Below are 23,537 nucleotides of genomic sequence, written 5' to 3'. Positions count from 1 at the left end.
CTCCTATTCCAGTTGCATGCGAATGCCCTTGGCGCCGTTGAGAAGGCGCTTCAGGTGAAATCCGGCCAGGGAATCGCCGGCATGCATGCCGACCAGCGCGGCGAAGGCCGGCATGGCTGCGGCGTCGCCGGCCTCCATCTTGGCGAAAGCCTCGGCGTAGAGCGCCGTCTGCGGCGCTTCGAATTGCCCGGGCAGCAGTGGTTCGAACGCACGTAGCGGCTCGCTGCGTCCGCGCAGCATCAGCTCGCCGACGGGACGTCCTTGAAAACTCTCGGCCGCCTTCGCGACGCCGGCGCTGACGCAGATGCGCGTGCCCAGGTGTTTGTTGGCGGCTTCCAGCCGCGCCGCGATGTTGATGGTATCGCCATACGCGGTGTAGTCGAAGAAACGATTGCCGCCGAAGTTTCCGACCAATGCCGGCCCGGCGTGAATGCCGATACGGGTGACGCCGAAGCTTACGCCCTTGGCCTTCTGCCGTGCGCAAAAGTCCTGCGCCCAGGCGTCGAGATCATGAGCGCAGGCGATCGCACGCGTCGCATAATCGGGTTGATCGCCGGGCGCGTTGAACAGCACCTGGAGTGCGTCGCCGATGATTTTTGCGACCGTCCCCTCATGCGCGAAGACGACCTCGGTCATGCCTCCGACATATTCGTTGAGGAGCTGGCCCAGCGTCTCGGGCGGCGCCGTCTCGACCAGTGACGTGAAGCCGGTGATGTCGGTAAAGATGGTCGCGACGTCGCGCCACTGCACCTCGATCCCCTCACCCTCGCCGCTGGCCGCCAGACGCTTGGCAAGCTCCGGCGAGAAATGGCGCGACAGCGCGGCATGGGCCCGCTCCGCCTCCATCTGCCGGCGGCGCACCTCGCGCAGCATATCGATATGGCGGATGGTCTTCTGGATCGTGGTTTCCAGGTCGGCGAAATCGATCGGCTTGGTCAGGAAGTCGAACGCGCCACGGTTCATGGCTGTGCGGATATTGCTCATGTCGCCGTAGGCCGAGACGATGATGGTCGACTTCTTCTCCTCGACCTGCTGGAGCTTCGCCAGCAGCGACAAGCCGTCCATCCGTGGCATGTTGATATCGGAGACCACCATGTCGACATGCGGGTTCTGCTCCAGCGCCTCAAGCGCCTCGAGGCCGTCGCGGGCGAACATCAGGGCGAACTGCCCATCGCGGATCTGCCTGCGGAACTTCTGCAGGATCAGCGCCTCGAGGTCCGGCTCGTCGTCGACGAAGAGGATGGTCGCAGTCATGCGGCTTGCTCGAGCCTCGTATCGATCTCCTGGCGCAGCAGCGCAAAGTCGATCGGCTTGGTCAAAAGCCCGTGGGCGCCTCGCTCGATCGCTTTCCGGCGCGTCTCGGCGTCGCCATAGGCCGTGATCATGATGACGGGGACATGCGGATAGTCGGCGCGCACCTTCGGCAGCATGTCGAGCCCGCTCATGCCAGGCATGTTGATGTCTGACAGGATCAGGATCAGCGAAGGATCCCGAACCTCGGCGGCACGCCTCAGCGCGTCGGCTGCAGAGGGCGCAAACTCCATCTGGAAACGGCCGGCGCGCAGGTCGCGCCGGAAGTGCTGCCTGAACAGCGGCTCGACGTCGGGCTCGTCGTCGACGACCAGAATGTAAACGTTCAAGTCTTGCCTCCGGGGGTGTCGCCAGCTGCCATCGTCCGCGGCAGCGTGATGATGAATTCGGTGAATACACCGGGATCGGTCTTCACGTCGATCGTGCCGCCATGCTGCTTGACGACGATGTCATGGCTCATGGACAGGCCGAGCCCGGTGCCTTCGCCGGCCGGCTTGGTCGTGAAGAACGGGTTGAACAGCTTCTCCTGCACCTCGGGCGGAATTCCGGTGCCGTTGTCGCGGATCCGGATCTCGACCTTGTCACCGAGGTTCCGCGTTGCAGCGCGCAGGGTGGGCTCAAAACCTTCCGCCGCGCTCGCCTTGCGCTTGGCAGCGGCGTAGAAGCCGTTCGAGATCAGGTTGAGGAAGACGCGCGTGATCTCCTGCGGATAGATGTCCACCATGCCGGCGGCGGGGTCGAACGCGCTTTCGAGTGTGATGTTGAAGGCGGGCCTTTCGGCGCGCGCACCGTGATAGGCGAGATTGAGGCTCTCCTCCACGACCGCATTGATGTCGACGGGGCGATGTTCGCCAGACCCCTGGCGCGAATGCAGCAGCATGTTCCTGACGATGGAGTCGGCACGCTTGCCGTGCTGCACCACCTTCTCGAGATTGCTCTTGAGCATAGCAGTCAGCTCGTCGATCTCCTCCTTGGTCTTGTCGTCGAGCGAGACCGATTGCAGGACTTCGTTGAGCTCGTCGATCAGCTCGGTCGAGACCGAGGAGAAGTTATTGACGAAGTTGAGCGGGTTCTTGATCTCGTGCGCGATGCCGGCGGTGAGCTGGCCGAGCGAGGCGAGCTTCTCGGTCTGCACCAGACGATCCTGGGCGGCGCGCAAATTGTCGAGAGATTGGGAAAGCTCGCTCGTGCGTTCGCGAAGCTGCTTGAGCAGTCGCGCGTTCTCAATGGCAATAACCGCCTGGTTGCCAAAATTCTCTACCAGGGCGATTTGCTTGTCTGTGAACGCACGAACCTCGCGACGAAAGATAGTTATCACGCCGACCAGCTCGTTATCCCGCAACAGCGGGACCATAAGCGTCGTGCGGGCGCCGCCGACGTCAGCAATCAAGACCGCCATCTCGGCTCCAGCACGATAGGCAGGGGCTTCACGGACGTCGAGAACATGGGCGACCCGATGTGTTCTGACAACTTCAGCAAGGCCGCTCTCGGGATGTGGAGCAAGCATTCCGACATGCCGTCGCCTGGCCGCAAATTCTGGGGGCAGATTGTAGTCCGATACGAGATTGTATCGTTCCCCGTCCCAGAGATCCATGACGCCAAAGCTCGCACCGCAGACCCGCGTTGCATTGGCCAACATCTTGTTGAAGACCGGCTGGAGTTCGCCCGCGGACGAACTGATGGTCTCCAACACCTCAGAGGTCGCTGTCTGCTGCTGCAGCAACTCGCTCAATTCGGCGGTCCGCTGCTCGACCTTGTTCTCCAGGTCGGCATAGGATTGCTGCAAGCGCTCGCCCATGTGGTTGAATTGGTCCGCCAGCCCCTCCAGCTCATCCCCGGTCTTGATCGAGATGCGCTGGGCGAAATCGCCCCCGCCGATCCGCTCGGCACCGCTGCGCAGCGCCTGGATCGGCCCGACCATGCGACGCGCCAGGAAGATCCCGGCCAGCACCGCGAAGACCGAGGCCGCGAGCAGCACGAATGCGAGCCGTTCCAGCGCGGCATAGAGCGCCGCATAGGCCTCCTCGACCGGCAGCTCGACGAACATGGTCCAGTGCATCGGCTCGATCGGGGCCCATGCGGTCAGCACCTTCTGGCCCTGGATGTTGCGCGCCTCGGAGAGCGCGTCAGCAGTCCCCCCGCCCCCGGCCAGCGCGGCGCGCACCTGCGCAAGGTTCGACATGTCGGTGTTGCGCAGAACGAGGCTGATATCCGGATGCGCAATCAGCCGCCCCTCCGGGCCGACGACGTAAGCGTGCCCGTGCTGGCCCACCTTGATCTGGGACACGACGTCCCAGATCAGCTTCAGGTTGACTTCCGCGATGCTGACGCCAGCGTCCTTGCGCGACCCCGCCTGCGCCAGCGTCATGTAGGGCTCGGAGTCCCTGCGAAAGTAGACCGGCCCGTAGAACACCTTGTGCGCGACGGCCTGGGTGAACTTGGGGTCATCGGACAAGTCGACCCCGCTGTCGATCGCGTCCATCGCGAGCCGCGACACGCGCAGCCGCTCCCTGCCGGTCGCATCGACCTGGGCGAGCTCGGTGATCGCCGGCACCTGGCGCAAGAGCCGCAGCGCGTCGAACCGGCGCTGCTCGATCGAGCCCGCCGACCAGGGCAATTGCGTCGTCCAGCCGAGCTGGTTCTCGATCTCCTTGACGAACTGGCCGATCTTGGCCGAGGCCGCCTCGGCCTGCTCATGCTGAACCCGGATCAGCGAGGCCTTGTGCTCGCGATAGTAAAAGAAGACCTCGAACAGCCCGTTGGCGAGCAGCGCGACCGCGACGACCGCCACGAACAGTGCGACGTATTTGGCAAACAGCCGGGTCCTGATCCCCCGCCCCGCTCCCTCACCCGGCACGACGCGATCCGTGGCCGTGCTCGGCGACCTCGTGGCTTGCGGGGTGTCGGGATGGAGGGAGAGGGTCATTTCCGCGGAATCTAGCAAGAAGACCCGACCTTGTCTCTCGCCCGCGCGGCCAAGGGCCCGCCTTATGGCTTCGGCTGTCGCATCAGAACCGGCGCCGGGAACAACGAAAAAGGCGGCAGCGGACCCGCCGTTGCCGCCCTCCGATTGGCTTGCTTCCGCGACTCAGGTCGGACGCAGCGCCTTGGTGCCGAGGTCGAGCTCGTTGACCTGCTTGTTCCGCTCGGAATCGGCCGCCGCACGATGGTCGGTCGCCAGCACCACGTAGACCGCGGGCAGCACGAACAGCGTGAACAGCGTGCCGATCGACATGCCGGCGACGACGACCAGACCGATCGAGAAGCGGCTGGCCGCACCTGCGCCGGTCGCGGTCAGCAGCGGGATCAGGCCGGTCACCATCGCGGCCGTGGTCATCAGGATCGGCCGCAAACGGATGCGGGCCGACATCTCGATGGCCGAGCGGCGGTCGAGCCGCTCCTTGACCTGGAGCTCATTGGCGAACTCCACCATCAGGATGCCGTGCTTGGTGATCAGACCGACCAGGGTGAGCAGACCGACCTGGGTGTAGATGTTCATGGTCGCCACGCCGAAGAACAGCGGGATCAGAGCGCCGACGATCGCCATCGGCACCGAGATCATGATCACGAACGGGTCACGCAGGCTCTCGAACTGCGCCGCCAGCACCAGGAAGATGATGATCAGCGCGAAGCCGAAGGTGATCGCGAGCTGGTTGCCCTCCTGCACATACTGCCGGGAGTCGGCCAGATAGTCGTGGCTGAAACCCTGCGGCAGCTTCTTGGCCTCGCCTTCGAGGAAGTCGACCGCGGCACCGACTGTCACACCGGGCATCGGCACGGCCGAGAACGTCGCCGAGTTGAGCTGGTTGTAATGGGTCAGCGAATTCGGGTCGGTCCTGGTCTCGATCGACACCACGGTCGACAGCGGCAGCTGCTGGCCGGTGTTGGTGGTCACATAGTAGCCGCCGAGCGATTCCGGCGAGAGCCGCTTGCCGCGCGGCACCTGCGGGATCACCTGGTAGGAGCGGCCCTCGAGATTGAAGCGGTTGATGTAATTGCCGCCGAGCAGCACCGCGAGCGTCGAGCCGAGGTTCTGCATGTTGATGCCGAGATCCTGCGCCTTGGTGCGGTCGATCGTCACCTTCACGTTCGGCTGGTTGTAGGCGAGGTCGCTGTCGGAGACGATGAACATGCCGCTCTTGCGCGCAGCGGCCTTCAGCTTCTCCATCTGTTCATAGACCGTCTGGAAACCGGCCGTGGAATTGATCACCATCTGGATCGGCAGGCCGCCCGGTCCGCCCGGCAGCGGCGGCAGGTTGAACGCGAAGGCCTGCACGCCCTCGATCTTGGAGAGCTCGGCCTGCACCAGCGGCTTCAGCTGGATCGACGAACGCTTGCGCTCGTCCCAGGGCTTCAAGAGCATGCCGGCGATGCCGCCCTGCGGGCCGTTGATGCCGTTCAGCACGAAGCGCAGATCGGTCTCGGGGAATTTCTGGAATTCCTTGTCGAGCTTGTCGCCGTAGAAATCGACATAGTCGATGTTGGCGTATTTCGGCGCCTTCGTCACCGCGAACACGATGCCCTGGTCTTCCTCAGGCGCCAGCTCCTTCGAGGTGTGCATGTAGAGGAAGCCGACGAGGCCGAGGATCGTGATCGCGAACAGGCCGGTGATCGCCTTGTAGTCGAGCGAGCGGTCGAGCTTGCGGCCATACCAGCGCGTTATCGCGCCGAACACCCGGTTGACCAGCTTGGCGAAGCGGCTCTCTTCGGTGTTCTTCAGCAGCACCGAGCACATCATCGGCGACAGTGTCAGCGCGATCACGCCCGACACGATCACCGAGCCGGCAAGTGTGAAGGCGAATTCGCGGAACAGTGAACCGGTGAGACCGCCGAGGAAGCCGATCGGCGCATACACCGCCGCGAGGGTGATGGTCATCGAGATGACGGGCCCGACGATCTCGCGCGCGCCCTGCAGCGACGCCTGGACCGGCGTCTTGCCCTCCTCCAGATGGCGATGGATGTTCTCGACCACGACGATGGCGTCGTCGACCACGAGGCCGATCGCGAGCACCATCGCGAGCAGCGTCAGCAGGTTGAAGCTGAAGCCGAGCGCCAGCATCAGGGTGCAGACGCCGATCATCGACAGCGGGATGGTGACGACGGGAATGATGACCGAGCGCAGCGAGGCCAGGAACAGGAAGATCACCACGATCACGATGATCACCGCTTCGCCCAGCGTCTTCTCCACCTCGTCGATCGAGGACTGGATGAATTTGGTCGAGTCGTAGGCGACCTTCATCTTCATCGACGGCGGCAGATTGCGCTCGAGTTCGGGGAACAGCGCGCGCACGCCCTTGACCAGGGTCAGGGGATTGCCTTGCGGCGTTGCCTGCACGCCGATGAAGATCGCGTGCTCGCCGTTGAAGGCGACGCTGGCGTCCGTGCTCTGGGCCGCAAGCTCGACGGTGGCGATGTCCTCCATCCGGACGAAGCCGCCGTCCTTGGCCTTGACGATCATCTTCTTGAACTGGTTGACGTCGGTCAGGCCGGTATTCGTCGACACGTTCGAGACGATGAGGTAGCCCTTGGTCTGGCCCGCCGCGGACTGGAAGTTGTTGGCCTGGATGGCAGCGGCAACGTCGGCCGGCGACACGTTGCGGCCGGCCATCTTCACGGGATCAAGCCAGAGCCGCATCGCGAAGGTCTGGCCGCCGAGGATGTCCGCCGAGGCGACGCCGTCGACCGTCGACAGCACCGGCTGCACCACGCGCGTCAGATAGTCGGAGATCGCCGAACCCGACAGCTCCTCCGAGGAGAAGCCGAGATACATCACGGCCGTGGTCTGGCCCGTGGTCTTGGTGACGATCGGATCGTTCGATTCCTTCGGGATCAGGTACTTCACCGAGTTCGTCTTCGCCAGCACCTCGGTGAGCGCCTGGTTCGGATCGAAGTTGAGCTTGATGTAGACCTGGATGGTCGAGGTGCCGAGCACCGAGGAGGAGGTGATGTAGTCGACGCCCTCGGCGGAGGCGACCGCCTGCTCGATCGGCGTGGTGATGAAGCCCTGGATCAGGTCCGCGGACGCGCCGGGGTAGACGGTCGTGATGTTGATGACCGTGTTCGACAGCTTCGGATATTGCCGGATCGGCAGCACCATGGCCGCGCGCAGGCCGATCAGCAGGATCAGCAGGCTGACGACGACCGACAGAACCGGGCGCTTGATGAAAATATCGGTAAAGGCCATCGCGGGCGATCTCGATTTCTTTTGTCTCAAGATGCGTGATCCGGCCGGGCCGGATCACGCGAGGAGGTTGTCAGTAGCGCGGCGGCTGCGCGGGGATCTGCGGAGCCGGGTCGGTCGAAATCGCGACCGGCGCGCCCGATTGCAGCTTCAGCTGGCCGACGGCGACGACCTTGTCGCCCGCCTTCAAGCCCTTGACGATCTCGACGCGGCCTTCGACCCGGTTGCCGGTCTGCACGAAGGTGCGCACCGCCGAAAGGCTGGTCTTGCCGTCCTCTTCCTTCTTCTCGGTGATCACGAATACCGAGTCGCCGTACAGCGTGTAGTCGACAGCCGTTTCCGGGACGGTGATCACCGCCGGCTTGTCCGGCAGCACCACCGTCGTGGTCACGAACATGCCCGGCTTCAGGATCTTCTCGGGATTGGCGATCGTGGCCTGCACGCGGATGTTGCGGGTGTCGGTCGCGATCTGCGGCTCGATCGTGGTGATCTTGCCCTCGAAGGTGCGGCCCGGATAGGCGTCGACCTTCAGCCGAACGGTCTGGCCGACCTTGAGGCTGCCGGAATCCTTTTCGGTGACGGTGAAGTTGGCCCACAGTTCCGACAGGTCGGTCAACGACACGATCGGGGTGCCGGCCGTCAGATACTGGCCGACCTCCACCTTGCGCATGCCGAGATCACCCGAGAACGGCGCGCGCACGAGCTTCTGCGAAATGAGCGCCTCGGTCTTTGCGATCCCCGCCTGTGCCTGGTCGTAGGCAGCCTGCGCAGTATCGACGGTTGCCTGAGGGCCGAACTGGCGCGAGGCCAGCTGCTTGGCGCGGTCCAGCGAGAGCTGCGCGACGGTCGCCTGCGCCTTGTAGTTGGCGAGATCACCCTGATCCGGCGCGTCGAACAGCTGCACCAGCGGCGTGCCGGCTTCGACACGCGTTCCCGGCTCGAACTTGATCTCGGTGACGCGGCCGTTGACGTCGGCGCTGACGTCGACCTGGTGCACGGCGACGAGGCTGCCGACCGCCGTGAGCAGGTTCGGCACCACCTCCGACTTCGCCTCGGCTGCGCTGACGGCCGTCGGCGGCGGCTTGTTGTTGGCGAAGAACTGCTTGATCATCTGGCCGCGGAAATTGTTGAACCAGACGAGGCCACCGACGAGCACGGCTAGCAGCGTGCCGACGATGATGAACCAGAGCACCGGCCGGACCGGACGCTTGGGAGCCTTGTTGTCGATCGGTTCGCCCGAAATCTTGTGTTCGGCTACGATGTTCATGTCATGCACTTTCTGCAATCGCCGTCTTGCCCGCATCCGCGGCCTGATCGCGGCCCAAATGCGAAGCAATTGCGGCGTCGTTAAATCCGATACCCCTCAGGAGAAACTCACAGAGCTGCCGCTCCAGCTCGTTCGCCTTGCCGTAAGCGAGACAGGGCGCAGCCGGCAGCCTGGTGAGCGCAGCCATCATCACCGCGTGATGCGCAAACCAGAACAGGTTGAGCGGATCGCCGCTGAAAGGCCGCGCGTCACCGCTGGCAACCGCACGCTCGAGCGAGGCGACGAAGACCGCCCCGATCAACTTCTCGATTTTGGCATATAGCAGACGGGCGAATTCGCCATCATCCAAATGACTCGTGGCCATCAGTCGCAGGCGCTGCGCTTCTTCCTGGTCGGGACCGTCGGCGATGTTGAGGAAGTGCTGGACCATGCCACGGATCAGCTCGACCAGGGCGGCCGTCGACGGCTCGCGCTCGAGCAGCTCCATCAAGGCCGGATCCGCCTCGCACTCGTCGCTGAGGATTTCGGCGTACAGCGCCGCCTTGGACGGGAAATGCTTGAACAGCAGCGCCTCGGAAATGGCAGCAGCGGCCGCCACGCTCTTCGTCGTGGTGCCGTTGTATCCGTGGCGGGCAAAGCAGCGTTTCGCGGCACCGAGGATCAACTGACGCCTCAGGTCGCTCGTCATACGCAATGAGCTCATGATTAGTGAGTAAGCACTCACCCACGCAAAAGTCAAGCACTATGCTGCATCGCAACCTGTACGCGGTGCAAAATCAGTGGAAATTGATCCAGTCCGCACGGAGCGCGTGCAGGGACCCGATGCGCGACGACTTAAATCGGGTGGAAGCCGAGGTCCCCGCGGATCCGGTTGACGATGTAGGTCCCGTCCCGGACAGGCAGAATTCGATCCAGATTGGCGCTGTCGATCTTCACATTGGCAAATCGCGGGCCCGCCGATACGTCATGGACCGCTTTGGCGAAGGCCTCCACCTCGGCAATGGTCGAGATCGACTGGCTGTCCTTGATGCCGCACGCCCTGGCGACGCCGACGAGGTCGGCGGCGGCGGAGGTGTGGCTGGTCTGGCCGCCGGTCTCGCCATAGGCCTCGTTGTCGAGGACGACGATCGAGAGGTTGGCCGGCCGCTGCAGACCGATGGTGGCAAGGCTGCCCAGGCCCATCAGCATCTCGCCGTCACCGGTAATGACCAGCACTGGCAGCTTTGGCTGTGCCAGTGCCAGACCCAGCCCGATCATTGCGGCGCCACCCATGCCGCCCCAGAGATAGAAGTTGCGGGCGTGGTCGCCCGCCGCGCACATGTCGTTGGTCGAGGCACCGAGGCCGCCGATCGCAACCACGTCCTTGCGGTTCGCAAGCAGGGTGGAGACCACCTGACGGCGGTCGAGGAGATTGGCCTTGCTCATTTGGTGAAAACCTTGGCGCCGATCAGGCGCTGCGACAGCAGGACGGCGGTGGGCGTGAGCGCGTTGTAGGCTTGCGATGCAGCCGCCTCGAGTACGGCGGGCACCTCGGCCGCGTGCGAGGCGCGCAGCACCTGAATGCCCGACAATTCGAACACGCCCTCCGTGGTCGACCCCATCGGCACCTGCCACGGATTGAACTCGCCCCACTCGCCGCGCATGGTGACGAGGGTGAGGAACGGGAAGCGCAGGATCGGGATCAGCGACAGCATGTTGATGCAATTGCCGACGCCGCTCGACTGCATCAGCAGGACGCCGCGCTGGCCACCTGCCCAGGCGCCGGCGAGCAGCGCCACGCCCTCCTCCTCCGTCGTCAGCGCAATGCCGCGCATGGTGGAGGAGTCCAGCACGCGCTGGATCAGTTTCGAATGACCTGCATCGGGCACGTATGGCACCTGCCGCACGTCGAAGCGTTGCAGGATAGCGAAAATATCGTCGGGCCAGTTCGGCGCCGTGTCGGCAGCGTCAGCGCGTGCGTGCATTTTCCTGTCCGGTCGGCTAGCAAGGTGCAAAGACTGTAGACGCATGCACGCGCCGACCAGAACAACAAAAACGGCATAACGGCTTTAACCGGCGAGTATAACGGGATGAACGCAGATGCGAAGACGCTGGCGGCCAGCTTCGACCTCGAGAAGCTGACGCCTGAATTCTACGACAACCCCTATCCGACTTATCGTGCACTGCGGGAGAACGAGCCGGTCAAGCGCCTGCCGAACGGCACCGTGTTCCTGACCCGCTATGACGACCTCGTCACCACCTACAAGAACACGAAATCGTTCAGCTCGGACAAGAAGCGCGAGTTCGCGCCGAAATACGGCGAGACGCCGCTCTACGAGCACCACACCACCAGCCTCGTCTTCAACGATCCGCCTTCGCACACGCGTGTGCGCCGCCTGATCATGGGCGCGCTGTCGCCGCGCGCGATCGCGGGGATGGAGGGCGATCTCGTCAAGCTGGTCGACGGCCTGCTCGACGCCATCGCCGCCAAGGGCGCGTGTGAGCTGATCGAGGATTTCGCCGCCTCGATTCCCATTGAGGTGATCGGCAATCTGCTCGACGTGCCCCATGACGAGCGCGGACCGCTGCGCGACTGGTCGCTGGCGATCCTCGGCGCGCTCGAACCCGTGGTCTCACCCGACGTCGCCGCGCGCGGCAACAAGGCGGTGGCGGACTTTCTCGCCTATCTCGAAACGCTGGTCGCGCGGCGGCGCGAAAAGCCGGGCAGTCCCGAGCGCGACGTGCTGACGCGGCTGATCCAGGGAGAAGAGAGCGGCGAGCGGCTGACCGAGAAGGAGCTGCTGCACAATTGCATCTTCCTGCTCAATGCCGGCCACGAGACCACGACCAATTTGATCGGCAACGGCCTGGTCGCGCTCGACCGCCATCCGGACCAGAAGCAGCGGCTCATCACCAACCCTGGCATGATCAAGACCGCTGTGGAGGAGATGCTGCGCTACGAGAGCTCGAACCAGCTCGGCAACCGCATGACCACCGAAAAGGTCGAGCTCGGGGGCGTCGTGCTCGAGGCCGGGACATCGGTCACACTGTGCATCGGGGCCGCCAACCGCGACCCCGCGCAGTTTCCCGACCCAGAGCGTTTCGACGTCGCGCGGACGCCGAACCGGCATCTCGCCTTCGCCACCGGCGCACATCAATGCGCCGGCATGGCGCTGGCGCGGCTGGAAGGGGCGATTGCGATCTCGCGCTTCCTGGCGCGCTTTCCGGATTACGCCGTGAGCGGCCAGCCGGTAAGGGGCGGTCGGGTGCGGTTCCGCGGGTTTTTGAGCGTGGCTTGCTCGATCGGGTGAAGGCCTCCAAACAAAAACGTCTAAAACAACCCCATGCACAGTAGAGGCCGAGTCGACGAGCGACACCTGGTGGTTCGGCAGAACCATCTGACGTATCGGGCAAATCGGGCTGCGCCGCGCATCGGGGGGCATGTAAGGCTTCCAAGGCGGCGGGCTGATACCCAAATCAGACTGAAGGCCGCCGGTGCAGTCGATTGACACATCCGCGCGCAGCAATGGAGTGACGACAGATGAGCTCGTCGGTCATTGATTTCATCGCAACGGAAGCACGCTTTGGCGCCCAAAACTACGCGCCGATCGGGGTCGTCCTGTCGCGCGGAGAAGGTGTCTGGGTCTGGGATACCGAAGGCAACCGCTATCTCGATTGCCTCTCGGCCTATTCCGCGGTCAGCCAGGGCCACTGCCACCCCAAGATCCTGGCGGCGATGGTCGAACAGGCGCACAGGTTGACGCTCACCTCGCGCGCCTTCCACAACGACCAGCTCGCCTTGTTCTACGAGGAGATCGCGGCGCTCACCGGTTCCCACAAGGTGCTGCCGATGAACAGCGGCGCGGAGGCGGTCGAAACCGCGATCAAGTCGGTCCGCAAATGGGGCTACGAGGTGAAGGGCGTGCCGGACGGTCAGGCCGAGATCATCGTCTGCGCCAACAATTTCCACGGACGCACGCTCGGCATCGTCGGCTTTTCGACCGATCCCGAGACACACGGACACTTCGGGCCGTTCGCGCCGGGCTTCAAGATCATCCCGTTTGGCGACGCCGCGGCGCTCAAGAAGGCGATCACTCCAAACACCGTCGCCTTCCTGGTCGAGCCGATCCAGGGCGAAGCCGGTGTCGTCATTCCTCCCGCCGGCTATTTCACAGAGGTCCGCCAGCTCTGCACCGCCAACAACGTGATGCTGGTGCTCGACGAGATCCAGACCGGGCTCGGCCGCACCGGCAAGCTGCTCGCCGAGCAGCACGAGGGGATAGAGGCGGACGTGACGCTGCTCGGCAAGGCCTTGTCCGGCGGCTTCTATCCGGTATCGGCCGTGCTCTCGAACAACGACGTGCTCGGGACCTTGCGACCGGGGCAGCATGGTTCGACCTTCGGCGGCAACCCGCTTGCCTGCGCGGTGGCGCGCGCGGCGATGCGCGTGCTGGTCGAGGAAGGCATGATCGAGAACGCGGCGAGGCAAGGCGCCCGCTTTCTGGAAGGCTTGAAAGACATTCGCGCCAATACGATCCGCGAGGTGCGCGGGCGCGGCCTGATGCTGGCGGTCGAGTTGCATCCCGAGGCCGGCCGCGCGCGCCGCTACTGCGAGGCGCTCCAGGGCAAGGGCATCCTCGCCAAGGATACCCATGAGCAAACGATCCGCATTGCTCCGCCGCTGGTGATCACCAGCGATCAGGTCGACTGGGCGCTGGAGCGGCTCGCCAGCACCCTGACGCAGGATTTCTCCTGAGGCGGCCTGCGTCGGAAGATCGCAATGCCGGCCGCAACCGCCCACGAACGATTCCGCCGGCTGAGCGTTGAAGGTCGTGGGCGATTACGAGCTGGGAGCGACGATCATGCTTCCGCAGGGCGTTTGCCTGACGAGTGTTTTAGTTGGTCTCTGGATGCTGACGGCGAGCGTCAGTGCGTTCGCGCAAGGCCAGGGACATGGACGAGGCGGGCCACCCGGGGCCGCCGCAGCGCCCTCGGCGCGGCCAGCAGCACCACCGGCCATGGCCCGTCCGGCGGCGCCGCCAGCCATGGCACGTCCCGCCGCACCGGCCTTCCATCCCCCGGCCATGCCGCAGCGACCGGCCATGGCGCCACATATCGCCGCACCGCCGCCGCGGGCGGCCCCGCACGTGGCGGCGCCGCGGCCTGAATTCCATCGGGCGCCGGCAGCACCGCAACGCCCGGCCGTGGCACCCCGCCCGACGCCGCACATCGCCGCTCCCTCGGCCGCTCCCTCGCGGCCCGGCGGAACGCCGGCCGCGAGCGAGCGGCTGTCGGGGCGGGATCAGATCGAACAGCGCGCGCAGCAGCGCCAGCAGCGCCAGGAAATGGTGCAGCAGCGGCAGCGCGAGATGCTGTCGCGCCAGACCACGGAGCGTCAGACCCGGATCGATCGCCTGCAACAGCGCGTGCAGCAGCTGCAGTCGCAGAAACCGGAAGGCGCGCGGGCGCTGCGCGAGCAGCAACGGACGCTCCAGGCGCAGAACCGCCTGCTGCAGCGTGAGCAGCGCGCGCAGCAAAGCGACCTTGCGCGCCAGCAGCGGCTTGGCCTCCAGGCTTCGGCCGGGCGGGCGGCAGCGACTACAGCCGCGGCCGCAGCCGCTGCGCAGGCTGCCCAGCGCGGACGGTTCGCCGAGCGCTTCCGCGAACAGACCCCTGCGCAACAAGCCCAGGCGGCGCTCACCACGCGCCAGAGCGGCTGGGCTCCCCGGCAGGCCTGGCGACACCGCCATCCCGCGGTGTTCGTGGCTTGGCTTGGACCGGTGTTCTGGCCTTACGCCTATTCCGACATTTTCGACTACACGTTCTGGTCCTACGCCTACGAGCCCGGCTATTGGGCGTACGCGTATGACGATTTCGTCGACACCGTGTTCTGGGGCGGTGACAGCCCCTATTCCGCCTATGCCAGCATCAACCCATACGACTATCCGCAAGCCGGCGGCGGCCGCGTTCGCCAGCGCGGCAGCGTCGGCCCGCAAACGCTGCGGCAATTGTGCGGCACGCCGGACAAGGGCGTGACCGCCTGGCCGCTTGCCGACATCGCGCGGGCCGTGCGGCCGACACCGGAGCAACGCGCGCTGCTCGACGAGCTGAAGACCGCGGCGGCCAACGCTGCCGGTGTGTTCAAGGACTCCTGCGCGGAAAGCTATGCGCTGACTCCGCCTGGCCGCCTGCGCGCGATGATGAACCGCCTCAGCGCGACGCTTGAAGCCGTCAAGATCGTGCGGCCGGCACTGGAGAATTTCTACAACTCGCTCAGTGACGAGCAGCAGGCCCGCTTCAACGCGCTCGGTCCCAATGTCGGCGAGCGCTCGCCGCAGCAGCAGCAAGCCCGCGCCGAGGGTTGTGGCGATCCGAAATCCGGCCTGACCCAGTTGCCAATTCAAAGGATCGAGGCTGCGCTCCAGCCCGCCGGCAAGCAGAAGGAGGCGCTCGACCGCCTCGGTGATGCAACAGCCAGGGGCGTTGAGGCCCTGCAGGCGGCTTGCCCGAACGATGTCCCGCTGACCCCGGTCGGACGGCTGGAGGCGATGCAGTACCGGCTCGAGGCGATGCTGACGGTCGCCAAGCTGGTCGAGCCTGCGCTGGACGAGTTCTACGCCACGCTCAGCAGCGAGCAGAAGGCGCGCTTCAACACGCTGCAACAGGTCGCAGGGCCGTGAGGACGGCGTCGCGTTCTCTCGTTGCGATTTGCGCAGCGGTCGAACGAAGCAGGTTGACGTAATTGCTCTCCTGCGAAGGCAAGTCCGCGACCGATGCGGACCCGTTTTCGCCAAGCAGTTCGAGCCGACTCGGAATGCAGGATGCAGCCAACACTTCCGTTTCCAGAGGGTGGAGAGCTCCGCCTCACGGATCTCCTGGTTTGGAAATCACTCGCTTGGTGAGGTAGAGCCATCTCAAATTCACAATGAGAAATTCTCTCTTGCAACTGCGTCCGCGAAATCCGCTTATTGATATGCGGGTTCCACTGTCCAATTTTCGATTGCAGTTGAACCTTTCCCCCCAATTAAATTTAATATCTGCGTTCGCCAGCCGTCCAAAAATCGGACCGGAGGAAGTCCTGGTCGGCTGCGCCTCCAAACAGAGCTTGAGGGAGGGATCATGACAGCACTAGCTTCCTCGATAAAAGACGACATTTCTGCGGCGTACGCCGCGTGGGATTCGGCATTCAACAAAGCAGATGCCAAGGCTATCGCGGCGACTTACGCGTCAGACGCCAAATTATTGCCGCCGACGCATCAGGTGATATCCGGTCCGGCTGAGATCGAGAGCTTCTTTGCTGGGCTGTTTTCAAGCGGATTCACCGATCACAGGTTGGTCGTCATAGACGCCGGTGGAGATGAGAAGATCGTCTACGGCACGGCCCATTGGAGTGCCAGCGGTAAGACAGCGGAGGGCACCCGCCAACCTGCAGGCGGGATAGCAACCCACGTGTTTGAGCGTCAGGAGGATGGTTCGCTGAAGCTGAAGTTGCATACTTTCAATTGAGCTGACCGTCGCTGATCCGGCACGAGGAGGCTTCTCGTGGATATCGCGCAATGGCTTCGCGGTCTCGGGCTGGAGCGCTACATAAAGACCTTTTGTGATGCTGAAATCACGTCCGAGGTTTTGCCAGAACTGACCGAAGCCGACCTGCGGGAGCTTGGCTTGCCACTGGGCCCGCGCAAGGCTGTGCTAAGAGCAATCCATGCACTCGCTCCACCGATCACTCCGGTGGCGGTCGAGGCCGATCGACCTGCCGACTACGGGAAGCCATCGATCCCTTCGGACGCGGAGCGTAGACAGCTCACAGTCATGTTCGTCGACCTGGTCGGCTCGACTGCACTTGCTTCAGGGCGCGATCCCGAGGAGATGCGTGACCTCTTGCACGCCTACCACAACACCGTGGTGGGCGAGATCGACCGATTCGAAGGTCATATAGCCAAGTTCTTGGGCGATGGCGTTCTCGCTTATTTCGGCTGGCCGCGGGCGCACGAGGATGAGGCGGAGCGCGCCGTTCGCTCTGCGCTTCGAGTGACCAAGGCGGTCGCGTCCCTTAGCGAACCGGGTGGTGCTGCGCTCGCCGCTCGCGTCGGCATCGCAACCGGACTGGTCGTGGTCGGCGAGCTGATTGGCGAGGGAGAGGCTCGCGAGCGCGCAGTCATCGGCGAAACACCAAACCTGGCCGCCCGACTGCAAGGTCTGGCCGAGCCAGGTGATGTGGTGATTGCCGAGTCAACGCGCCGTCTACTCGGAGAGGCTTTCACATACCGCGACCTCGGCACGGTGCCTCTCAAGGGTTTCCCGGAACCGGTGCAGGCGTGGCTTGTCATTGGTGAAGGCGCAGCAGAGAGCAGGTTCGAGGCCCAGCACGGCATGGCAACGACCGCACTGGTCGGGCGGAATGAAGAACTTGCATTGCTGTTGGATCGCTGGGAGCGGGCGAAAGAGCGGGAAGGACAGATCGTCCTGCTCGGAGGCGAAGCCGGCATTGGCAAATCGCGGCTCGTGCGGGCCTTACGCGACCAGGTCGCAGGTGTGCCGCACACGCCACTGAGCCATTTCTGTTCACCATTTCATACCAATACCGCCTTGTATCCGGTCGTTGGCCTCCTTGAACGGGCAGCGGCAATACGGCGGGAGGACGCTTCCGATGAACAGCTCGATAAACTCGAGGCCATGCTCGCTCTTGGTGCGGATGATGCGCATGAGAGCGCGCCGATTCTCGCGGACCTCTTGGCAATCCCGACAGGGGACAGATACCCGCCCCTTGCACTTAGTCCACACCAGAAGAAGGAGCGAACGTTTCAGGCCCTTCTGGAACAAATACAAGGCTTGGCGGCAAGACAGCCGGTCCTTGCCGTTTACGAGGACGTACATTGGGCAGACCCTACCACGCTTGAACTTCTAGATCGGCTCGTCGACGAGGTGCAGCGACTTTCGATTTTGATGATCGTTACCTTCCGGCCCGAGTTCGTTCCGCGGTGGACGGGTCATGGACACGTTACAGCTCTCTTTCTAAGTCGATTAGGACGTCGGCAAGGGGCGGCAGTCGTCGACCGGATCACGGGCGGCAAAATACTGCCACACGAGGTGCTTGAGCAGATTTTGGCCAAGACCGATGGCGTGCCGTTGTTCGTCGAGGAGCTCACCAAGGCCGTCGTCGAATCCGGGCTGCTCAAAGACCAGGGCAACCGCTATGAATTGATCGGCCCACTGCCGCCGCTGGCGATCCCGACGACGCTGCAGGACTCCTTGATGGCCCGCCTTGATCGATTGGCGCCGGTAAAGGAAGTTGCCCAGATTGCAGCTTGCATCGGACGCGAATTCGGACACGATCTTCTGCTCCTCGTAACGGCGCTCGACGAGCACGCGCTCCAGCATGCCCTCAATGATCTGTTGGCAGCGGAACTGATATTCCGTCGTGGTGCACCTCCGAATGTTGGCTACAGCTTCAAACATGCGCTGGTGCAGGACATCGCACACGAGAGTCTGCTAAAGAGCAAGCGGCAGCAGATCCATGCCCGCATAGCTGCAATTCTCGAACAACATTACCCCGCCCGCGCGGAGGCGGAGCCGGAGACGATCGCGTTGCATCTCACGGAGGGTGGACTAGCGGGCAAGGCTGTCGAATACTGGCTGCGGGCCGGCCGCATTGCCGCGGGGCGTTCCGCCAATCTCGAAGCAATCACTCATCTGACAAGGGGACTGGAGGCGCTCAAGTCCAATCCACAAGGGCCGGAGCGCGATCGTCAGGAACTCGCTCTGCAAACAGCAATCGGAGGTCCACTGATTGCCATTCACGGATATACGGCTCCGCAGCTTGGCACAGCCTTCAGCAGGGCTCATGCGCTCTGCTATGAACTCGACGACACCGGTGCCTTGTTCTCCACCCTTAGCGGCAAATTCATTTTCCACTTCGTGCGCGGCGACTTTGTTGCCATGCAGAGCCTCGTTGCTGAAGCGCAGCGCGCCGCCGAGCGCACCGGGGCCACAGCACTGGAATTGGCTGCGCATCGTCTGGCTGCGCTCACCACCATGCATGCCGGTGATTTTCTAACCGCACGCTCGGAGCTCGAAACGATCTTGAGTCGCTATCAACCAGAGACGCATCGACCACCGCCTGTGCACTACGTACATGACCCGAAGGCCTCGGCGCTACCCTACTTGGCGATTGTGCTTTGGATTTTGGGTTACCCCGAACAGGCTCAGCGCATTAGCCGTGCCGCATCTCAATACGCCATTGAGTTGAACCAGACGAACCTTACCGCGCATGTGCAGGTCTATGGCGGGGCGGCCATCGCGGAGCTAATGGGAAACGTGGCGGCCGTACATGCGCACGCTGAGGCCATCATCGATCTCGCCGATCAGAATAGCTTGAGCTATTGGCGCGTGAGCGGCCTCATCCTGCGGGGCTGGGCGATGGCGCAAGAAGGCAACGTGGAGGGCGGCCTGGCGCTTATGCGCCTCAGTCTGAACGAGCGGAACAGGCTCGGAGCCAGTTGGTACCAGGTTCGGTACCTGTGCATGCTCGCGGCTACCTACCTTCGCCTAGGTGACTGCGACAGCGGCAGCGCTGCCCTTGCCGAAGCAAAGGTCCTTGCCGCGCGCAGCGACGAGCATATGTGGGACGCAGAACTTGCATGCATCGATGGCGAACTGCACCGGATTCGTGGTGCTCCAGCTGACGAGGTCGAGGGGTATTTGCAAACTGCACTCAAGATTGCCCAAAGCCAGAGCGCAAAGTCCTTTGAATTACGTGCCGCAATGGGTTTGGCTCGGCTTTGGCGCGACCAGGGCAGGATGGCCGACGCGCGGTGCCTTCTTGGCTCGGTTTACGGCTGGTTTACGGAAGGCTTCGAAACGCCAGACCTTCGTTCCGCTAAGGCTCTCGTAGAGGAGCTTACCCAACCATGATCGCGCGCCTTTTCCAAGCTTCAGAGGTTGCCGTACAGTGAGCATTTGTGTTGTCACAGCTTCGCAGATCGCAGTGACGAGTGATAGTCCGGGATTCGACGCACCGTCCTGTGCCGCGCGATGCAGGTGCGCAGCGCCTCGTCGATCGGCTTGCCCCACCAATCGTTGGCGTAAGCGCACATCGGCTCACGCATGCAGACTTCTTTGGCCATCATCAGCAAACGCCGTGCGGCCGAATTCGCGATCAAGCAACGCGGGAATACCCGCGGCCGGGACGGCATCACTGAACAGGTAGCCTTGTCCTTCTGTGCAGCCATTGGCCACCAGATAGGCCAGTTGGCCTGCGTCTTCGACGCCCTCGGCCGTGGTCGTCAAGCCAAATCCTTTTGCGAGGCCGAGGATAGCACGAACGATCACCCGGCTGTCGGTACTGTCGTCGAGACGCGACACGAAGCTGCGGTCTATCTTGATCTTGTCGAGGCGAAAGGAAAGCAGCTGGCTAAGCGTCGCATAACCTGTTCCGAAGTCATCGAGCGCGATGCGGACGCCGGCCTGACGGAGTTCATCAATCACGGCCTTCGCAACCCCGGTCTTTTCTACGAACGCGCTCTCGGTAATTTCAATCTCCAGGCGGCGCGGACTGACGCCGGTTTGCCTAAGGATCGATAAAATGCGCTGTCCAAGCGCGGGATCACGCAATTGAATGGGCGAGATATTGAAGGCAAGCATAGACGCCTCCGGCCACGCATTGGCATCGAAACAGGCGCGGCGAAAAAGCTGATCTCCAAGCGCGTTGATGAGGCCCGTTTCCTCTGCAATCGGAATGAACACGTCGGGTGGAATACGCCCCAACGTCCTGTTTTCCCAACGCGCCAGGGCCTCGAACCCGATGATGCACTGACCTTTGAGTGAAACCAGCGGCTGGTAGTGCGGCTCGATAATATCGGCCATGATGGCGCTGCGAAGCTCTCGCTCGATCTGGATGCGCCGCTCGACGTGCATGTCCATCTCTGGTTCGAAAAAGCGAACACACGACCTTCCTTCGCCTTGTGCGCGATAAAGTGCACGATCTGCGCGCCGGACCAATTCGTCGATATTGACGCCGTTGATCGGAGCGATGGCGATGCCAATTCCGACACCAAGCTCGGCTGCCCCGGTCTCGATCGCGAAAGTGCCGGCGGCGGACGCCACAATACGGCGCGCCAGATTGGTGGGAACGTCGAGGGAGCTGATGTCTGGCAGGACAATCCCGAATTCCTCGCCCCCAATCCTCGCCAGCACGCCATCCTTGCGCAAGATGTCGGCGACCCTGTTGGCAAATTCGCATAGCGCCTTGTCCCCCGCTGCGTGGCCATGCGTGTCCTTGATCCTCTTGAAGCCATCAAGGCCAAGCATCAGAACGGCCACCTGGTGCGTGTCGCTGGCGAGGCCAAGGCACGCATCAAGTTTTTCATCAAACAGGCGACGGTTAGGCAGGCCGGTCAAGGGATCGTGTCGCGCCAGATCGCGCGCTTCTCCTTCTGCAATGGTCCGTGCTTTGGTTTCGCAGACGAGCTCCCGATAGCGGCGAACACTAAAGATTGTCAGCGCAAGGCTCAGGAAGAACGCGACGAATATGATGAAAACGATTTCGTCGGGTGCCGAATCCGCATAGCCCAGTCCCAGCTGAAACAGACGAGAGCCAAGCCCATAGACATGCGCCAAGATCGAAGCGAGAACGACGCCCCCAAAGAGAGCAATGAAATCCCTTGTGGCAGAACTACGCCAATCGAACCAATCGGCGTGCAGGACGCCCGATCGTGGAGTTGACTTCATCACAGTCGAACCTTCACTGAGGCCGGTGGTTGTTCCAGTGATGTTCTTACAGGTAGCATAGATGTCCACTTAATACCAGATGTTGTGCTGTGCGCCGATCGTTGGAACTCGAGTAACGCTTCGCAAAGCTGCTACGGTAAACGCGCCGTCAGATCGCATCGTCGTTCCGGCAAAAGTGGTTTGCGATCGACCCGGCCGGTCGCACATCGTTAACGCGGCCAAAGCGACGACTTGCGCCCGCAAGGTGCCGCTTCAAGACTTTGAAGGCGCGCGACTGCCAAGCCAACCAATGGCAGAAGCATCGCAGCTGTCCCAAGCGGCTTCTACCGGCCATGTCGATCGGTAGATTGACGTGATCTGGCGGCTCCACCGGCACGCCTCAACCACGACGCCGTGGCCCCGGGCAATCGCTGCAAATCCTCCCGGGAAGGTTGCATGCCCTGGAATTTACGGTCTTGGCGTGTTACGATCGATGTCCTGAATCTTTCTCGACCGGCTGCGCGACTCCCGAAAATCGTCTCGGTTTAACCGCGCTCTCGCGGCCGGCGAGCCGCCGACGGTCCATGAAACGACTGCAGGTATCACCATGGGAGACGGTCTATGCATATGAGCACCGATCTTGCGGTATCTGAGCCGCCCAACGCGCTCCGGCTGATCACACAGGCGTATATGAGCCTTCTCCTCATCGCCTTCGCCCTGATGCCCGCCCTGTTCATCGCCTACCTGTATTTCCAGCAGGATCCCACGCTAAAATTCGAAAATCACCTGTTCCACGAATTCGCGATCGCCGTTGCCACCCTCGAAGGGCTGTTCGTCACCTATGTGACATGGCGTTGCTACCGGTCTTCAGGCGAACCTCTATTGCGCTGGTTGACGCTGGGTTTTCTCGGCTTCGTGCTGATCTATGCGCCGCACGGCGCCTTCACCGGGATGGCACACCGCAACATATGGCTGTTTCTGCTCTATGGACCGGCGTCGCGTCTCGCGATGTCGATTCTGCTCCTCGTTGGGCTGCTCAGCTACAACCAGCCGTCAGACAAGGTCGAGAAGCGTGCGGATGCGCGCGCATGGCTGATGTGGATTGGCCTGTTCCTGATGATGGACATAGCCGTCGCCGTGATCGCCTACTCCCCCTTTGCCGGACACCCGGCGGTACGCTTGTCCATGGAGGGCGGCGCGCTGGTGTTCAGTACGCTGAACGTCGCGGCCATGCTCATGCGACGGATTCATTCGCCGCTCATGCTTGTTTTCGGCATTTCGGTCGCGTGGTTTGCGCTATCGTCGCTTGCATTCATTCTGGCGGGGCCGTGGAATCATATGTGGTGGCTCGCCCACGCGATCTTTGCTGGCGGCTTCTTCCTGCTCAGCTATGGCGTTGTCCAGGCTTTCCGAACGACGCAATCATTCTCGACCATCTATAGCCAGGCAGAAATGGCGGCCCGCCTGGCCGCGTCGATGGCAGACACTCAAAGGGCACTACAGCAAGTGCAGCTGAGCAATCAAAGGTTGGAACGCCTAGCTGCCACCGACCCGCTGACCGGTGTCGGAAATCGGCGCCACTTCATCGAACATATCGGCGCCGAGATCGCGCGCGCCAAGCGAACCGGTGCTCCACTATCCCTGCTGTCGCTCGACCTCGACCATTTCAAGGATATCAATGATTCGCGTGGTCACAGTGTCGGCGATGAGGTCCTGCGCGTATTCGTGCGCAAGTGCCTGGAGGCGATCCGCCCTTACGACTCCGTCGCGCGCGTGGGCGGCGAAGAGTTCATGGTGTTGCTGCCGGGGGCAACGCTCGACACGGCTTGCACTGTAGCGGAGCGCCTTCGATCGGCCATCGAAGGCGCTGCATTCGACGTTGGAGCCCAACCGTCGGTCGGCGTCACCATCAGTGTCGGGGTATCGGAGTTCGGGCGCGATGGAGACACGCTTGACGGATTCCTGAGCGTCGCCGATCAGCGGCTCTATCGCGCAAAACATGAAGGTCGCAATCGTGTGATTGTCGCGTAGGTGCCATCGTTCATCCGGGCGCTTTGGTGGTCCCGCGTTCGAGAGGGCGCACCATTCGGG

16 protein-coding genes are annotated in these 23,537 nt (G+C 63.1%); 6 read left to right on the top strand and 10 right to left on the bottom strand.

Features of this window, described 5'->3' with window-relative positions; translation table 11 throughout:
- Nucleotides 1–3 precede the first annotated feature (3 nt).
- The 8 genes from ACNJYB_RS11875 to ACNJYB_RS11840 all read right to left on the bottom strand — a co-directional run bounded on the left by ACNJYB_RS11875 (nt 4) and on the right by ACNJYB_RS11840 (nt 10,723).
- Complete coding sequence (locus tag ACNJYB_RS11875; RefSeq protein WP_439374128.1) at nt 4–1,254, bottom strand: adenylate/guanylate cyclase domain-containing protein; 1,251 nt, start codon at nt 1,252–1,254, stop codon at nt 4–6.
- Nucleotides 1,251–1,640 carry a response regulator gene (locus tag ACNJYB_RS11870; RefSeq protein WP_439374127.1) on the bottom strand — a complete coding sequence of 130 codons (390 nt, stop codon included), beginning with the start codon at nt 1,638–1,640 and terminating at the stop codon, nt 1,251–1,253. The genes ACNJYB_RS11875 and ACNJYB_RS11870 overlap by 4 nt, the downstream gene beginning before the upstream one ends.
- Complete coding sequence (locus ACNJYB_RS11865) at nt 1,637–4,237, bottom strand: ATP-binding protein (protein ID WP_439374126.1); 2,601 nt, start codon at nt 4,235–4,237, stop codon at nt 1,637–1,639. Before ACNJYB_RS11865 ends, ACNJYB_RS11870 begins: the two co-directional genes overlap by 4 nt.
- Nucleotides 4,238–4,399: 162 nt before the next feature.
- Entirely contained in the window at nt 4,400–7,495 is a 3,096-nt protein-coding gene (locus ACNJYB_RS11860; protein ID WP_439374125.1) for a MexW/MexI family multidrug efflux RND transporter permease subunit, read from the bottom strand.
- Nucleotides 7,496–7,565: 70 nt separating this feature from the next.
- The gene (locus ACNJYB_RS11855; protein ID WP_439374124.1) at nt 7,566–8,759 is read right to left on the bottom strand and encodes an efflux RND transporter periplasmic adaptor subunit; all 1,194 of its coding nucleotides are present in this window, start codon (nt 8,757–8,759) and stop codon (nt 7,566–7,568) included.
- A gap of 1 nt (nt 8,760) precedes the next feature.
- Nucleotides 8,761–9,462: a TetR/AcrR family transcriptional regulator gene (locus ACNJYB_RS11850; RefSeq protein WP_439375536.1), complete on the bottom strand. Its 702-nt coding sequence runs from the start codon at nt 9,460–9,462 to the stop codon at nt 8,761–8,763.
- A 131-nt stretch (nt 9,463–9,593) separates the two neighbouring features.
- Entirely contained in the window at nt 9,594–10,184 is a 591-nt protein-coding gene (locus tag ACNJYB_RS11845) for a thiamine pyrophosphate-dependent enzyme (protein ID WP_439374123.1), read from the bottom strand.
- Nucleotides 10,181–10,723, bottom strand: a complete 543-nt coding sequence (locus ACNJYB_RS11840) for a phosphonopyruvate decarboxylase (protein WP_439374122.1) — start codon at nt 10,721–10,723, stop codon at nt 10,181–10,183. The genes ACNJYB_RS11845 and ACNJYB_RS11840 overlap by 4 nt, the downstream gene beginning before the upstream one ends.
- A gap of 105 nt (nt 10,724–10,828) precedes the next feature.
- Between ACNJYB_RS11840 and ACNJYB_RS11835 the strand changes: the two genes are divergently transcribed.
- From ACNJYB_RS11835 to ACNJYB_RS11815, 5 genes are all read left to right on the top strand, one after another.
- The gene (locus tag ACNJYB_RS11835; RefSeq protein ID WP_439374121.1) at nt 10,829–12,049 is read left to right on the top strand and encodes a cytochrome P450; all 1,221 of its coding nucleotides are present in this window, start codon (nt 10,829–10,831) and stop codon (nt 12,047–12,049) included.
- Nucleotides 12,050–12,279: 230 nt separating this feature from the next.
- The gene (gene rocD / locus ACNJYB_RS11830) at nt 12,280–13,494 is read left to right on the top strand and encodes an ornithine--oxo-acid transaminase (RefSeq protein ID WP_439374120.1); all 1,215 of its coding nucleotides are present in this window, start codon (nt 12,280–12,282) and stop codon (nt 13,492–13,494) included.
- A gap of 289 nt (nt 13,495–13,783) precedes the next feature.
- Entirely contained in the window at nt 13,784–15,418 is a 1,635-nt protein-coding gene (locus tag ACNJYB_RS11825) for a Spy/CpxP family protein refolding chaperone (protein ID WP_439374119.1), read from the top strand.
- 439 nt (nt 15,419–15,857) lie between these two features.
- Complete coding sequence (locus tag ACNJYB_RS11820; RefSeq protein ID WP_439374118.1) at nt 15,858–16,244, top strand: YybH family protein; 387 nt, start codon at nt 15,858–15,860, stop codon at nt 16,242–16,244.
- Between the two features lie 36 nt (nt 16,245–16,280).
- Complete coding sequence (locus tag ACNJYB_RS11815) at nt 16,281–19,652, top strand: AAA family ATPase (RefSeq protein WP_439374117.1); 3,372 nt, start codon at nt 16,281–16,283, stop codon at nt 19,650–19,652.
- 53 nt (nt 19,653–19,705) lie between these two features.
- Here ACNJYB_RS11815 and ACNJYB_RS11810 read toward each other — a convergent pair whose 3' ends face one another.
- Nucleotides 19,706–19,846 carry a hypothetical protein gene (locus ACNJYB_RS11810; RefSeq protein WP_439374116.1) on the bottom strand — a complete coding sequence of 47 codons (141 nt, stop codon included), beginning with the start codon at nt 19,844–19,846 and terminating at the stop codon, nt 19,706–19,708.
- Entirely contained in the window at nt 19,839–21,536 is a 1,698-nt protein-coding gene (locus tag ACNJYB_RS11805) for a putative bifunctional diguanylate cyclase/phosphodiesterase (protein WP_439374115.1), read from the bottom strand. The genes ACNJYB_RS11810 and ACNJYB_RS11805 overlap by 8 nt, the downstream gene beginning before the upstream one ends.
- Before the next feature lie 531 nt (nt 21,537–22,067).
- On the opposite strand from ACNJYB_RS11805, the gene ACNJYB_RS11800 reads away from it, so the two are divergent.
- Nucleotides 22,068–23,477, top strand: a complete 1,410-nt coding sequence (locus ACNJYB_RS11800; protein WP_439374114.1) for a GGDEF domain-containing protein — start codon at nt 22,068–22,070, stop codon at nt 23,475–23,477.
- The last annotated feature ends 60 nt before the right edge of the window (nt 23,478–23,537 follow it).

The organism is Bradyrhizobium sp. SMVTL-02 (genome assembly GCF_051853005.1).
Taxonomy (GTDB): Bacteria; Pseudomonadota; Alphaproteobacteria; order Rhizobiales; family Xanthobacteraceae; genus Bradyrhizobium.
This window is presented reverse-complemented; position numbering and strand designations above follow the sequence as displayed.

Excerpts from the sequence above, each read along its gene's own strand:
- ACNJYB_RS11875 (WP_439374128.1), bottom strand. The coding sequence starts at position 1,254 with ATGACTGCGACCATCCTCTTCGTCGACGACGAGCCGGACCTCGAGGCG.
- ACNJYB_RS11865 (WP_439374126.1), bottom strand. The coding sequence starts at position 4,237 with ATGACCCTCTCCCTCCATCCCGACACCCCGCAAGCCACGAGGTCGCCG.
- ACNJYB_RS11860 (WP_439374125.1), bottom strand. The coding sequence starts at position 7,495 with ATGGCCTTTACCGATATTTTCATCAAGCGCCCGGTTCTGTCGGTCGTC.
- ACNJYB_RS11855 (WP_439374124.1), bottom strand. The coding sequence starts at position 8,759 with ATGAACATCGTAGCCGAACACAAGATTTCGGGCGAACCGATCGACAAC.
- ACNJYB_RS11850 (WP_439375536.1), bottom strand. The coding sequence starts at position 9,462 with ATGAGCTCATTGCGTATGACGAGCGACCTGAGGCGTCAGTTGATCCTC.
- ACNJYB_RS11845 (WP_439374123.1), bottom strand. The coding sequence starts at position 10,184 with ATGAGCAAGGCCAATCTCCTCGACCGCCGTCAGGTGGTCTCCACCCTG.
- ACNJYB_RS11840 (WP_439374122.1), bottom strand. The coding sequence starts at position 10,723 with ATGCACGCACGCGCTGACGCTGCCGACACGGCGCCGAACTGGCCCGAC.
- ACNJYB_RS11835 (WP_439374121.1), top strand. The coding sequence starts at position 10,829 with ATGAACGCAGATGCGAAGACGCTGGCGGCCAGCTTCGACCTCGAGAAG.
- rocD (WP_439374120.1), top strand. The coding sequence starts at position 12,280 with ATGAGCTCGTCGGTCATTGATTTCATCGCAACGGAAGCACGCTTTGGC.
- ACNJYB_RS11825 (WP_439374119.1), top strand. The coding sequence starts at position 13,784 with ATGGCACGTCCCGCCGCACCGGCCTTCCATCCCCCGGCCATGCCGCAG.
- ACNJYB_RS11820 (WP_439374118.1), top strand. The coding sequence starts at position 15,858 with ATGACAGCACTAGCTTCCTCGATAAAAGACGACATTTCTGCGGCGTAC.
- ACNJYB_RS11810 (WP_439374116.1), bottom strand. The coding sequence starts at position 19,846 with ATGCGTGAGCCGATGTGCGCTTACGCCAACGATTGGTGGGGCAAGCCG.
- ACNJYB_RS11800 (WP_439374114.1), top strand. The coding sequence starts at position 22,068 with ATGCATATGAGCACCGATCTTGCGGTATCTGAGCCGCCCAACGCGCTC.